Genomic DNA, 12,859 nt, shown 5'->3' on the forward strand with positions numbered 1-12,859 from the left:
GGGACATTGCCTTTGATGAAATTTATAGTTTTAGCTATTCTCACTTTGTTTTTGATTCCATGGACTAGAAGCGGTAATAAAATTCGCGCGGTGGATAAAGGAGGAAATGAGAAAGTTGTAAAGGGTAAGAAATCATCTATTTTAGTTATTCCTGTTTTATTTTGGATAGGTATTGCAATCTATGAATATTTCTGGCTAATTGATGATCGAGCAGATTCTATTCTTACTCATTATTCTGTTGCAGTAGCGATTTTAATTGGGCTTGTTTTATTCTCACAAGAGCAGGTAGGGAAATTAGAAGGTACGTTAAAGGGACTTCTAATGTTTGTTTTACTCGCAAGTTACAGCTATTTTGGTTATTTGCACGATATAGTAATCACGCAAAAAAAATATGATTCTGTTGTGAAGATCGAGAAAGATATTTCAGAGCCATTTACTGAAAATGATCAGCCGTTTACAGTTCCGCCTAAAACAGCGGAAAATAAAATGAAAAAGGTATTTGGGGATATTCCGAAAGTAGCTTATTTTGAGCTAGGGGAATTAACGCCACAAATGGTAAATGGTGAGGCTTTATATGTAGCACCGATTGAAGTTTCAGGCTTTTTTAAAGCACGTAAAGCTGAGACAATTCCAGGGTACGTAACGATGTCAGGTACGAATCCTGATGCGGAAGCGAAACTGCATCTTGGTTATAAAATGAAATATGTGCCGAGCATGTTTTTCGGTAATAAATTAGAACGTGTCGTTCGAAAAGCAGAGCCAGATTTAGTTTTTAAAGGGAAACCAAAATTTGAAGTTGATGATAAAGGGAAACCGTATTATACAATGACGTATGGTGAATTTATTTCAGGAAGATCTGGATTTGAAGTAGAAGGTGTTGTAGTAGTAGACGCACAAACAGGTGAAGTGAAAAGATACGACAAAGGAAAGGCACCTAAATTCGTTGATGGCGTATTAAATCACGAGACTGCATCTACATTAAATACGTATTTCGGTAAATATATTCACGGATTTTGGAATACAAAATTCTCACAAACGGATATGAAGATTCCGACTGAGTGGGGAACGAAAGAAGGAGTTACACCAATCTTCGGTAAGGATGGAACGTTATATTATTTTACTGATTTCACCTCTCCGAAAGAAGGAGTAGATTCTGCACTAGGCTATTCGCTTATTGATGCGCGTACAGGTAAGTTGTATTACTATAACGGAAAAGAAGTAAAGGGAATTATGGATGGTTCGGCTGCTACAGAAGTAGTGGATAATTCCTTTAAGAGAGAGAAATGGCATGGAACAATGCCGGTTATTTATAACGTATATGGTAAACCTTCTTGGATTGTACCGGTTATTGATGACGGCGGATTAGTACGTGCTCATACTGTCATATATGCTTCTAATGCAAAAGTGTTTGCAACAGGTTCAACGCAAAAAGAAGCACTTGAGAATTATAAAAATGCGCTGAGCGGAAGTGGTGACTCATTTAGACCGACTTCAAATGGGAAAGAAGCGCAAAAAGAAGGTACTGTACAACGTGTGTATAAAGAAAAATCAGGTGAAAATACGATTGTGTACGTACTATTAGAAAACGAGCAAAAAGTATTCATGGTACCGGCGAAGAAATTCCCATATGCAATGTTTACAGAAGTAGGAGATCCAATTCAAATCACATATTTAGACACAGGAGAAATGATGGCATCTGTATCTAAATTTACAAATAGTAATTTGAAAAAGTAAAGCGATAGAGATTCTATCGCTTTTTTTACATTATTAAACAGGAAAATACGGTATACTTGACGTATATTTATGTTGTAACTATAATTGTTACGATTGAGTATTTATATGAAAGGGTGAATGGAAAAAGTGAATGGAGTTAATCACGAAGTATATAAACCTGTAAAGACAAACAGGTTATGGATGATTCTTGTATTAGGGACACTTACGGCAATTGGGCCATTATCTATTGATATGTATTTGCCTTCTTTACCAAAGTTAACGGATGATTTACAAACGGGTGCATCCCTCGCGCAGCTTACATTAACTGCTTGTCTGCTTGGGCTTTCAGTAGGACAGTTATTTATTGGTTCAATCAGTGACATTTACGGAAGGCGCAAACCTCTTATTATCGCTCTTATTATTTATGTTGCTTCTTCGTTACTTTGTGCTGTTGCACCATCTATTTGGAGTTTAGTGCTTTTACGTTTCTTACAAGGTGCTTCAGGATCTGCTGGTATTGTTATATCACGTGCAATGGTACGCGATATGTATTCAGGTTCTGAAATGACGAAGTTTTTCTCATTACTTATGTTAGTAAACGGGGCAGCACCTATTTTGGCACCGATTATTGGAGGACAATTATTACAGTTCACATCATGGCGCGGCGTCTTTATCGTGCTTGGAGCAATTAGTGTATTCATGCTAATATCAGCTACTTTCGTATTACGTGAAACATTACCTCCTGAAGAAAGAGAGACAGGTGGATTATCAGGAACGCTGGCAACATACGGAAAGCTTTTGAAAGATCGTTTATTTATGGGATATGCATTATCGCAAGGGTTAGTAACAGCTGCAATGTTTGCTTATATTTCTGGTTCACCGTTCGTGTTGCAAAATATATACGGGGCATCACCACAACAGTTTAGTTTGTTCTTTGCAATTAACGGTATTGGTATTATTATTGCTAGCCAAGTTACTGGCCGCTTAGCGGGGAAAGTTAATGAGAAAACTTTATTTGTTGCTGGTATTATTATTGCGGCTGTTGGCGGTCTATCATTACTACTTACAATCGCACTTGGAATAGGGCTAATCGGTGTTTTATGCTCGCTATTTCTTGTTGTATCAAGTGTTGGGGTTGTATCAACAACCGGCTTCTCGTTAGCGATGAGAAATCAAAAACAAGCAGCAGGAACAGCATCAGCTTTACTAGGTTTATTACAGTTCATTTCAGGAGCACTTGTTGCACCGCTAGTAGGTATTGGTGGAAGTAATACAGCATTACCGATGGGGGTTGTTATAGCTCTTTGTGAAATTGGTGCTGTATTATGTTATCTATTTATGGCTAGAAGAAGTGAGAAGCAGTTTGAACTGCAACAAAATAAAAAGTTAGAAGCTTAATACAAAAGAGCTGATTCAAACATTTCTTTGAATCAGCTCTTTTTTTCATTTCTTTGAAATAACTCATACATATTATTCATGATCGCATCATATAAGAAAGCAAGTTTATCCCATACCCAGCGGTTACTGTCGACCTCTTTCTCCCCGCAATCAATAATATCAGTATGATCTGTAATTCTATATGCCCTCTCAACGATAATAGGAGCAATCTTCGGTATGCGTGGAATTTCTTTTAAGACATCTGCAAAATTTCCAATGTAGACATGACCGATAATCTCGATTGTTAAAGATTTATCGGATATATTTAGCACAGTATGAAATTGATTTATATGTTGTTTCTTTAAATATTGGGCCAGCTTAAATGGAGCATGCTTCTTCTTTAATACGCGGCGAAGGCTCTCTGTATTTTCAATATGAAGTGACTTTTCGCGAATAAGGACGCGAATATCTTCGCCCATAAAGGGTATTGTATTGTACATTGATGATTCTCCTTACAAACTGAACTACGCTTACTTTATGCATATGTAAGTCTAGCATGGTTTGTTCTCTATGTGTGCTTACAGTTTTGTAAGGTGATGTAGTAAAGTGATGCAAAAGTTATTTGCATAAAGTGACGATACTGTGACAAAAATGTTGGTATGTATATTAAGATATCGTCTTAAGTGTAAAAAGTGGGGCGTTCTCGGTATAATAACAAGTGGAGATAAAAGAAACTATAATTAGTAGTAGCTGTAGATAAAAGGAGAATTCGAGATGAAGAAGGTTTTGGGTATTGCTGTAATGGGAAGTATGATCCTTCTAGCAGGATGTAATGGAAATAAAGATACGAAAGAACCGAAAGAAAAGGTAGAGCAATCCACTGAGCAAACAGAAGAAATGAAAGAATACAGCGCAGTACATGAAAAATATGATGCGAAAATAAATAAAGAAATTAATAAGGCGTTACAGTTATTTGAAGTGGCAAAAGAAAAGGGCGGTAAGGAAATAACGAATGCTACATATAAAGAAGATGTGCAAAAGGTAACAACGAGCATGTTAGAAGATATTGATAATATACGTAAAGAAATTCGTGTTCCAAAGTCGAAAGAGCAAGAACATGAGGTATATGTTGGTTTCTTGAATGAATCGGAACAAGCGATGAAAAAATTACAGAAGTTAGCTAAAGAAGAAGATTCATCATTAATTCGTGATATAGAAATTAATTTTGCAACAGCATCGACATACTATAAACGTTTTCAAACAGAAGCGAAAAAATAACCTTGCGTGTGCAAGGTTATTTTTTCTTTTTACCATCTCCGTCTTCATCCTCGGATACTAATATCTTCTGTTCTTCGTGAAATTCTGAAATTGTTTGTCCAGTAATATTATCGAATGGAGTGTAAAAAGAAGTGATGCTTTTCTTTTTAATGAAGAGTTTATAGAAGCCGATGATGACGAGTATGACGATTGTTAATGGCAATCCTATAGTAGCCAGAAGTAGTGGATCCATTTTATAACTCCTTTAAAGTAATTAATTTTATTATAAGCTAAAGTAGTGATTTTAAGAAATAACGCTATTAAAAACTGATTTTTCTAAATATATCCAAATTGATTGACTTTTCATTTTTTCAGAATTATAATTCGAAATATACAATTTGAACCAAATAATAATATAGCAATTTACTTATCCAGAGAGGTAGAGGGACTGGCCCTATGACACCTCAGCAGCGGGTTCTGTAATAGAACACCGTGCTAATTCCAGCAAGCAAGTCTTGAAAGATAAGTGATGGGCATAGTTTTATTAAGCCTTGATCTTATTTTTTAAGATCAAGGCTTTTTGTGTTTTAAGAAGTAGAGAAGGAGTAATGGCAACAAATATGTCAATAAAACAAAGTAAATTCATTTGTTTAGGGGGTTATTGAAGTGTATGTGATTAAAAAACTATCGGTTATGGTATTTACACTATGGGTTATTACGACAGTAACATTTTTGATTATGCATATTATTCCAGGGGATCCATTTTCATCAGATGCGAAGATTTTTCCTGAAGAAGTGATACAAAACATGAGAGCAAAGTATCACCTTGATGAACCGTTATGGAATCAATATGTTGCTTATTTAGATGGCGTAGTGCATTTTGATTTTGGTGAATCCGTTCAATCGACGGGGCAAGGTGTATCAGAAATTATAACGACAGGCTTTGGTCCATCAGCGATTATTGGTTTACAAGCACTTATTATTTCATTGTTAGTTGGAATTGCAGCAGGTACATTTGCCGCGCTATATCATGGGAAAGTGATTGATTATAGTGTGAGCTTGCTTGCGATTCTCGGTATTTCTATTCCTAGTTTTATTTTAGCGCCACTATTTATACAAGTATTCGCCATACAATTTGAATTATTACCAGTGGCGTCTTGGGGAACATTTGAGCATACTGTATTACCTTCCTTCGCATTAGCGCTCGGGCCAATCGCAGTTATTACAAGATTTGTTCGCTCTAATATGATTGAAGTGTTGCAGAGTGATTATATTAAGCTAGCGAGAGCGAAAGGTATACCAATTAAGAAAATCATTATAAGACATGCTCTTCGAAATGCGATTGTTCCAGTACTTACATTTGTTGGCCCATTAATGGCTGGACTTTTAACAGGGACTTTCGTTATTGAAAAAATCTTTTCAATTCCTGGTTTAGGAAAATATTTTGTAGACAGTATTTTCAACCGAGATTATCCGGTGATTATGGGAACAACCATTTTCTATAGTGCGCTATTAATTGTATGTATTTTTATTACAGATATCATTCATCGTATTGTTGATCCGCGCATTCGTTCTATTACGTAAGGAGGGTGATGTTTAAATGGGGGCTTATGACATTAATGACCAGTTATTAACGAATGAAGAGAAAAAAGAATTAACGATAAATAAAGATCAGCAAACGATTAGCCGGAAAAAGGAAGTGTTTCGCAAGTTTATATCAAACCCTATAGCAGTTTTAGGGGCAGTGACGTTATTACTAATTATTGTTTTCTCGCTTATTGGCGAAAGTTTAACGCCATTTACTGCGAGTGAACAAGTAAAAGAAGCAACTAATTTACCGCCTAGTAGTGAGCATTGGTTCGGAACAGACGATTTAGGGAGAGATATTTGGGCGCGTACTTGGGCTGGTGGGAAAATTTCATTAACAGTTGGATTGGTAGCAGCAGCTCTTGATATAGGGCTTGGTGTACTTATCGGTGGCTTTAGTGGATATGTGAGAGGACGTAATCGTCTTGGAACGTTAATTGATGAGTGGATTATAAGAGGGATTGAAGTGTTATACGGTATCCCATATTTATTAATTGTTATTTTACTATTAATCGTTATGAAACCAGGACTTTTTACAATTATTATAGCTCTTGCGTTAACGGGATGGATTGGCATGGCACGTCTCATTCGAGCGCAAGTACTTTCATTGAAACAAAGAGAATTTGTTATTGCAGCAGAGCGATTAGGTACACCTCATATGAAAATTATATACGGACATTTAATTCCAAACTTAACAGGGATTATTATCGTAAATTTATCATTTACAATTCCAGCAGCCATTTTCTCAGAATCATTTTTAAGCTTTATCGGACTTGGAGTACAATCACCAGCGGCAAGTTGGGGCACGATGACGAACGATGCACTTGGGATATTACTAAGCGGAGAATGGTGGCAACTATTCTTCCCGGCAATTATGATTGCATTCATCATGTTCGCATTTAATGCGATTGGTGACGGTTTACAAGATGCAATTGATCCAAAAATCGTAAAACGTAATCGAAAGGAGAAAAAACATGGCACAAATCTTATCTTTAGAAAACGTAACGTTGGCCGTTGAAAAAGAGAATAGTAAGCAAGCAATTGTGAAGCATGTTTCCTTTTCTATTAACGAAGGTGAAATAGTTGCACTTGTCGGAGAAAGTGGTTCAGGGAAAAGTGTTACAGCACAATCAATTATCGGCTTAAATCAAGAATCGATTCATATTGATGATGGAAATATATCTTTCCAATCAAAGGAATTAACGGATTTACAAGAATCAGAATGGAATCAAATTCGCGGGAAAGATATTTCCTTTATCTTTCAAGACCCGCTTTCATCTTTAAATCCGACGATGAGGGTGGGAAGACAAATTACAGAAGTAATTGTGCAGCATGAAAAGAAATCGAAAAAAGAGGCAAAAGAAATTGCAATTAACTTACTAAATGATTTAGGGATACATGAAGCAGAGAAACGCTTTGAACAATACCCGTATCAGTTAAGCGGAGGTATGAGGCAGCGTATTTGTTTAGCAATTGCATTTGCTTGTCACCCGAAGCTCGTTATTGCAGATGAACCTACAACAGCATTAGATGTAACGATTCAAAAGCAAATTATGGAGTTGTTAAAAGAAAGAAAGAAAAAACAAAATACGAGTATTTTATTAATTACACATGATTTGGCACTTGTACGTGAAGTAGCTGACCGAGTAGTAGTTATGTACGGGGGACGTGTTGTTGAAAAAGGAACGATTCAAGAAGTAATTGGCTCACCTAAGCACCCTTACACAAAAAGTTTATTGCAAGCAATTCCGAATATGGATGATTCAGAAAAGGTACTTAGAGCAATTGAGGGAACAACGCCTTCAATTGAAACGTTAAATAGTTTTGGATGCCCGTTTGTGAATCGTTGTCCTGTAGCGATAAAAGAATGTATTCATCGCTTCCCAGAGAGAACAACATATTCTGAGGAGCATAGTTCACATTGCTGGCAGCATAATAAAGCGAAACCAAAAGAGAGGGTGAATGCCTCATGACGACAGATTTAATTACTGTAAAGCAAGTAACGAAAACGTATGGAAGTAAAAATAAAGAAATCGTAGCGTTAAAAGGTATATCACTTTCTATCCCAAAAGGAACAACGCTTGGCATTATTGGAGAAAGTGGTTCTGGAAAGACAACACTTGGTAAGCTCATAGCTGGGATCGAGCGTCCAACGTCTGGTGAAATTGATTATAACGGTCAAGTTGTTCACAAGCTGAAGTCAGCTCATAAGCGGGATTTCTTGCAGAAAGTACAGTTCATTTTTCAAGATTCCACAGCTGCATTAAATCCGCGCTGGAAAGTACGCGATATTGTAACAGAAGGCTATATTTCATTCGGTTTAGGCGATAAAGGATTGAAAGATAAAGTCGCAGGTGATGCACTAGAGCGTGTTGGATTAGATAGACGATATATTGATCGTTATCCCCACGAATTTAGCGGTGGACAACGTCAACGTATTGCCATTGCAAGAGCGCTATTATGTGAGCCAGAAGTATTAATCCTTGATGAACCAATTTCAGCATTAGATGTTTCGCTGCAAATCCAAATTATACATTTGCTGCAAAAGATTCAAAAGGAACAAGGCTATACATATTTATTTATCGCACATGATTTACCGATGGTTCACTATTTATGTGAAAAGGTGGCTGTCTTATACAAAGGAGAACTTGTTGAATTTGGATATACGGACGAAGTATTCCGTAATCCACAACATTCTTATACAAAAACATTATTAGCATCAACACCAAAAATTTCAGGTTAAAGGAGAATGTAGGATGAAGAAGTTTTTATTATTTGTCATTATGACTGTTTTAGCGATCACTTCTGTTGCTTGCGGTAAGAAAGAGACGCAAAAGGCGAGTGCTGGTAAGGGAGACGGGGATCGATTAGTAACGAATATTAGCAGTGATCCGTATACGCTTGATTCTGCCATTGCGACAGATACTACTTCGAGATATGTAATTGGGAACTTATTTTCAAGTTTATATACTGAGGATAACAATGGGAAAATCCATAATGAGTTAGCGGATAAAGAAGAAGTAAATGCTGATGGGACTGAATATACAATTCATCTAAAGAAAGATATTAAATGGTCAGATGGTTCTCCTATTACAGCAAATGATTTTGAGTTTGCATGGAAGCGATTATTAAATCCGAAAACGGGTTCTATGAATGCGACAGAAATGTATTTTATTAAAGGTGCAGAGGCATATAATACTGGAAAAGGTGAAGAGGGACAAGTTGGGATTCAAGTGGTTAATCCTCAAACGTTAAAAGTAACACTTGAATATCCAGTTGCTTCTTTCAAACAAAAGCTAGCAAGTTCATTATTTATTCCATTATCTAAAAAATCAATTGATGATAATAATAAATTAAAAACAGACCCAAAAGAGTTAATTACGAACGGACCATTCACGTTAAAAGAATGGAAGCATAACCAAGCAATTACAGTACAAAAAAATAAAGAATACTATGATAAAAAGGTAACATTAAAAGAAATTGAGTTTCGTATTATTCCAGACTCTAAAACAGCGTATCAATTATTTAAATCAAAAGAATTAGATTTACTAAGTGGTTTACCACAAGAGATGATTGAGAAAGAAAAAGGAAATAAAGAATATAAGCGTGTTGCAGGATTCTCATCTTATATTTATTCGTTTAACGTAGAAAAAGAGCCGTTTACAAATGCAAAAGTACGTAAAGCATTTTCATTAGCGGTTGATCGTAAGTTTATCGTTGAAAAACTGTATAAAAATAATGCACAAGAAGCATATGCTTTTGTTCCAGAAGGGGCAAAAACACAAGGCGGCCGTGATTTCCGTAAAGAAAAAGGCGATTACGTAAAATTTGATCCAGCGGAAGCGAAAAAATTATTAGAAGAAGGCATGAAAGAGCAAGGATGGTCTACATTACCTGAAGTAACATTAAAATTCACTACAGATACACAACATAAAAAAGTAGCAGAAGCAATGCAAGAAATGTTTAAGAAAAACCTTGGTGTAGATATTAAATTAGAAAATAAAGAGTGGAAGAGTTACATCGACACATACAAGCAAAGTGATTTCCAATTAGCTTATATGGGGTGGGGAGGTTCTAACTTAGACCCTAGTGCCCGTTTAGAATTATATGCAGGTGATGGTCCGAGCAACTATGCGAAGTGGTATAATAAAGAATTTGATAATTTAATTAATCAAGCAAAAACAGAACAAGATGAAAATAAACGTTTTGATATATTGCATAAAGCAGAAGACATTATGTTTGATGAAACACCATTGATCCCAATTATTTTCCCAAGTGCTTCGTATTTACAAAAATCATCAGTATCTGGCGTCCAATTCATTATTGGTTCTAGTCCAGAACTAAGATACGTAAAAATTAAAAAATAAAGAAGTAGGCAATCGCCTACTTCTTTATTTTATTTCTTTCTTATATTCTTTTTTCGTTCCATCAGAGAAGATAACTTCTAAAGCGAATTTTTGATAGTCTTTATCAAGTTTGAATACATTTACTACTTGATCAATTACTTCTTGGTCAGGAGTATCTTTATCAAATTTCAACTCTTGTAGAAGTGGGCTTAATTTTGTAATAGCCTCGTCGCCTGTTAATTTTACATCTGCTTTATGGTCTTCAACTTTTGCTTCCATTTTTTTATCGGCTGCTACATTTTTATAATCAGCTTCGTAGTCTTTCTTCGTATCCTGATAGTCCGCTTTTAAATCGAATTCATTGAAGTTTAGCTTTAAATCAGCAGGAGCCTCGTTTTTTGCCTCTTCTGTAGTCTTTTTATTAGAAGTTGTGTCTTCTTTTGCAGGAGCTTTACATCCTGTTAATGCAGGTACTAGCATAAGAGCTAATAAAATTGATAGTAAAATTCTCATTATAAATTCCTCCTTATGTAAATTTGTTCTATACAAGTTTTTCCTAATTTCATGTAATTATGTATGTGATGAAAATAAATTATTTTCTTATAGCTTCAAGGATTAATCCGCAATTTAAATCAAAAAGAATTTGTATGTATATGGTAAATTGAAGTTGTGAGGAGGTACTGAAATACAAAAAGAAGCGAAAGAGAATTATTGACAATTATTAGAAAAGTAATATAATCAAAATGTAAGTGATCCTTGCATGAGGAAGAGAGGACTTTATGGCGCGCTCAAAGACAGCAGAAAAAATCATTCAAGCAGCAGTTGAATTAGTGAAAGAAAAAGGATATAAAGCGGCGACAACGAAGGAAATTGCAATGCGTGCGGGTGTCAATGAAGTAACGATATTTCGCAATTTCAAAAGTAAGAAGGGTGTTATTGAAGCCGCAGTTGCTGAATTTTCATATGTACCACATTTAAAACAGTTTTTGCAAACAGAGATTGTATGGGAATTAGAAACGGATTTGAAAAACTTAGCAAGGCATTATCATAAATTTTTGAATGAAGCAAAAGATATTATCTCTATTGGTATACGTGAGGCTGGGGAATTCCCTGAATTAGACGAGGAAATTGCAAAAATACCACAAGGATTAAAAACGGAATTAATGATTTATTTTGCAAAGATGCAGGAACAGGGCAAGATTATTGATACGAATATTGAAGCACAAGTAATGAATTTTATATGGATCAATTTTGGTTATTTCTTATCTAAATTACGATTTGCAAATCGACTGACAGAAATTGATAATGAGAATTTTATTGAGAATAATATCATCTTATATGCTAGGGAATTGAGACCCTAGTATTTATTTGAAATGAAATGCAAGTGTGTACTTGCTTGCTAATTAGGAGATTGAGAAGATGGATACATTAAAACAGTTTTTAAAACGACCGGGTACGTATGTAGGAATGGTAGTTGCATTATCGTTCCAACTTATTTTCTTTTGTGTGTGGTTAACAGCATACGATGGAGTGGATGAACGGGCCGATCAAATGCGTATTGCGATTGTAAATGGGGATGCAAATATAGGTAGTAAAATGGCGGAAGGTTTACAGAAAAATTTACCGTTTCAAGCAGAAAAAGAAACGTCTATGGAAAAAGCCAAAGAGAAAATGAACAATCATGCATACGATATGATTATTGAAATTCCCGCTTCTTTCTCAAAAGATATAAATGAAGCGGGAAAAACAAATTTAAACTTCCACATTAATCAAGCGAATGCCATGATGGCGAAACAAATGATGGAAGGAGCAGCAAAACAAATTCGAGATAATGTAAATAAGGAGATAGCAAGTTATAAAAAACAAGAGATTGTTGGAAAATTACAAGCTGTAGGATATGAAAATGTAGAAGTGATGAAAGGCTTAACAGAAGATTCAATTGGCTTTACAGTTCATAAAGTAAATGATGCAAAAGGATTTTCCGTTAATATGGTACCACTTATGATTGTATTAGCTTCATTTGTAGGAGCAATGATTATGAGTATGGAATTATCGAAAGTGGCAAAAGAAGTGGAGGGTGGTTGGAGTAATTTCTTATCCCGACAAATAATTAACGGTACAGTATCAATTTTATTTGCATGTATTACAATGGGCCTGATGAAAGGGTTCCACATTGAAGTACAAGAAACGGTATGGAATATATGGATGTTTCAAGCAATCGTCTTTTTTGCATTCCTTTCATTAACGCAAATGTTTATTACCGTCTTTGGAAATGCAGGTATGCTTTTCAACATTATCTCTCTTTCTTTACAACTTGTAAGTTCGGGCGTCATGGTACCACATGCAATGCTTTCTAAAACATATCAAACGATCGGTGAATTATTTCCCGCAACATACGCAGCAAATGGTTATTATACAATAATATTCGGTGGAATTAGTTTAGAGGAAAATATTATTTCATTATTACTTATTATACTAGTTACACAATTGGTAGCGGGAATCACTATAGGTATAAAAGGGATAGTAAAGAGGAGAAGTTCTGTAGTTAAAGAAGCATAAAGTAAAAAAGGTATCCTTCG

General features: G+C 35.4%; 13 protein-coding genes and 1 riboswitch. Of the genes, 10 read left to right on the top strand and 3 right to left on the bottom strand.

Annotation, left to right across the window (positions count from 1 at the left end):
- Positions 1–15 precede the first annotated feature (15 nt).
- Together ABH960_RS26290 and ABH960_RS26295 are read left to right on the top strand one after the other, a co-directional pair.
- The gene (locus tag ABH960_RS26290) at positions 16–1,734 is read left to right on the top strand and encodes a DUF3981 domain-containing protein (RefSeq protein ID WP_404449384.1); all 1,719 of its coding nucleotides are present in this window, start codon (positions 16–18) and stop codon (positions 1,732–1,734) included.
- A 117-nt stretch (positions 1,735–1,851) separates the two neighbouring features.
- The gene (locus tag ABH960_RS26295) at positions 1,852–3,111 is read left to right on the top strand and encodes a multidrug effflux MFS transporter (protein ID WP_113938318.1); all 1,260 of its coding nucleotides are present in this window, start codon (positions 1,852–1,854) and stop codon (positions 3,109–3,111) included.
- A 32-nt stretch (positions 3,112–3,143) separates the two neighbouring features.
- Here ABH960_RS26295 and ABH960_RS26300 read toward each other — a convergent pair whose 3' ends face one another.
- Positions 3,144–3,590 carry a hypothetical protein gene (locus ABH960_RS26300; RefSeq protein WP_002167144.1) on the bottom strand — a complete coding sequence of 149 codons (447 nt, stop codon included), beginning with the start codon at positions 3,588–3,590 and terminating at the stop codon, positions 3,144–3,146.
- Positions 3,591–3,864: 274 nt separating this feature from the next.
- Here ABH960_RS26300 and ABH960_RS26305 point away from each other — a divergent pair, with 274 nt between their 5' ends.
- Positions 3,865–4,368: a hypothetical protein gene (locus ABH960_RS26305; RefSeq protein ID WP_002139912.1), complete on the top strand. Its 504-nt coding sequence runs from the start codon at positions 3,865–3,867 to the stop codon at positions 4,366–4,368.
- Between the two features lie 16 nt (positions 4,369–4,384).
- On the opposite strand, the gene ABH960_RS26310 is transcribed toward ABH960_RS26305, so the two are convergent.
- Complete coding sequence (locus ABH960_RS26310; protein ID WP_000371388.1) at positions 4,385–4,600, bottom strand: DUF3951 domain-containing protein; 216 nt, start codon at positions 4,598–4,600, stop codon at positions 4,385–4,387.
- Positions 4,601–4,771: 171 nt separating this feature from the next.
- Positions 4,772–4,876: riboswitch (SAM riboswitch) on the top strand.
- 137 nt (positions 4,877–5,013) lie between these two features.
- On the opposite strand from ABH960_RS26310, the gene ABH960_RS26315 reads away from it, so the two are divergent.
- From ABH960_RS26315 to ABH960_RS26335, 5 genes are read left to right on the top strand one after another with little or no spacing between them, the layout of a single operon-like run.
- Positions 5,014–5,931 carry an ABC transporter permease gene (locus ABH960_RS26315; RefSeq protein WP_016095104.1) on the top strand — a complete coding sequence of 306 codons (918 nt, stop codon included), beginning with the start codon at positions 5,014–5,016 and terminating at the stop codon, positions 5,929–5,931.
- A gap of 16 nt (positions 5,932–5,947) precedes the next feature.
- Positions 5,948–6,952 (top strand): ABC transporter permease, encoded by a 1,005-nt coding sequence (locus tag ABH960_RS26320; protein ID WP_404449331.1) that lies wholly within the window; start codon positions 5,948–5,950, stop codon positions 6,950–6,952.
- Positions 6,909–7,907 carry an ABC transporter ATP-binding protein gene (locus ABH960_RS26325; RefSeq protein WP_404449333.1) on the top strand — a complete coding sequence of 333 codons (999 nt, stop codon included), beginning with the start codon at positions 6,909–6,911 and terminating at the stop codon, positions 7,905–7,907. Before ABH960_RS26320 ends, ABH960_RS26325 begins: the two co-directional genes overlap by 44 nt.
- A complete protein-coding gene (locus tag ABH960_RS26330; protein WP_012260192.1) occupies positions 7,904–8,677 on the top strand; it encodes an ABC transporter ATP-binding protein in 774 nt (257 codons plus the stop codon). The genes ABH960_RS26325 and ABH960_RS26330 overlap by 4 nt, the downstream gene beginning before the upstream one ends.
- A gap of 13 nt (positions 8,678–8,690) precedes the next feature.
- Positions 8,691–10,301 carry a peptide ABC transporter substrate-binding protein gene (locus tag ABH960_RS26335; protein ID WP_159147379.1) on the top strand — a complete coding sequence of 537 codons (1,611 nt, stop codon included), beginning with the start codon at positions 8,691–8,693 and terminating at the stop codon, positions 10,299–10,301.
- 24 nt (positions 10,302–10,325) lie between these two features.
- On the opposite strand, the gene ABH960_RS26340 is transcribed toward ABH960_RS26335, so the two are convergent.
- Positions 10,326–10,793 carry a YusW family protein gene (locus ABH960_RS26340; protein WP_012260194.1) on the bottom strand — a complete coding sequence of 156 codons (468 nt, stop codon included), beginning with the start codon at positions 10,791–10,793 and terminating at the stop codon, positions 10,326–10,328.
- Between the two features lie 266 nt (positions 10,794–11,059).
- Here ABH960_RS26340 and ABH960_RS26345 point away from each other — a divergent pair, with 266 nt between their 5' ends.
- Together ABH960_RS26345 and ABH960_RS26350 are read left to right on the top strand one after the other, a co-directional pair.
- Complete coding sequence (locus tag ABH960_RS26345) at positions 11,060–11,641, top strand: TetR/AcrR family transcriptional regulator (protein WP_404449336.1); 582 nt, start codon at positions 11,060–11,062, stop codon at positions 11,639–11,641.
- Positions 11,642–11,699: 58 nt separating this feature from the next.
- Positions 11,700–12,839 (top strand): YhgE/Pip domain-containing protein, encoded by a 1,140-nt coding sequence (locus ABH960_RS26350; protein WP_404449338.1) that lies wholly within the window; start codon positions 11,700–11,702, stop codon positions 12,837–12,839.
- Positions 12,840–12,859: the final 20 nt, after the last annotated feature.

Origin of the sequence: Bacillus sp. RC252 (assembly GCF_044909215.1) — a bacterium.
GTDB classification, from domain to species: Bacteria; Bacillota; Bacilli; order Bacillales; family Bacillaceae_G; genus Bacillus_A; species Bacillus_A mycoides.

Coding starts and splice junctions, on each gene's coding strand:
- ABH960_RS26335 (WP_159147379.1), top strand. CDS start 8,691: ATGAAGAAGTTTTTATTATTTGTCATTATGACTGTTTTAGCGATCACT.
- ABH960_RS26295 (WP_113938318.1), top strand. CDS start 1,852: ATGGAAAAAGTGAATGGAGTTAATCACGAAGTATATAAACCTGTAAAG.
- ABH960_RS26345 (WP_404449336.1), top strand. CDS start 11,060: ATGGCGCGCTCAAAGACAGCAGAAAAAATCATTCAAGCAGCAGTTGAA.
- ABH960_RS26350 (WP_404449338.1), top strand. CDS start 11,700: ATGGATACATTAAAACAGTTTTTAAAACGACCGGGTACGTATGTAGGA.
- ABH960_RS26330 (WP_012260192.1), top strand. CDS start 7,904: ATGACGACAGATTTAATTACTGTAAAGCAAGTAACGAAAACGTATGGA.
- ABH960_RS26305 (WP_002139912.1), top strand. CDS start 3,865: ATGAAGAAGGTTTTGGGTATTGCTGTAATGGGAAGTATGATCCTTCTA.
- ABH960_RS26320 (WP_404449331.1), top strand. CDS start 5,948: ATGGGGGCTTATGACATTAATGACCAGTTATTAACGAATGAAGAGAAA.
- ABH960_RS26310 (WP_000371388.1), bottom strand. CDS start 4,600: ATGGATCCACTACTTCTGGCTACTATAGGATTGCCATTAACAATCGTC.
- ABH960_RS26325 (WP_404449333.1), top strand. CDS start 6,909: ATGGCACAAATCTTATCTTTAGAAAACGTAACGTTGGCCGTTGAAAAA.
- ABH960_RS26340 (WP_012260194.1), bottom strand. CDS start 10,793: ATGAGAATTTTACTATCAATTTTATTAGCTCTTATGCTAGTACCTGCA.
- ABH960_RS26290 (WP_404449384.1), top strand. CDS start 16: ATGAAATTTATAGTTTTAGCTATTCTCACTTTGTTTTTGATTCCATGG.
- ABH960_RS26300 (WP_002167144.1), bottom strand. CDS start 3,590: ATGTACAATACAATACCCTTTATGGGCGAAGATATTCGCGTCCTTATT.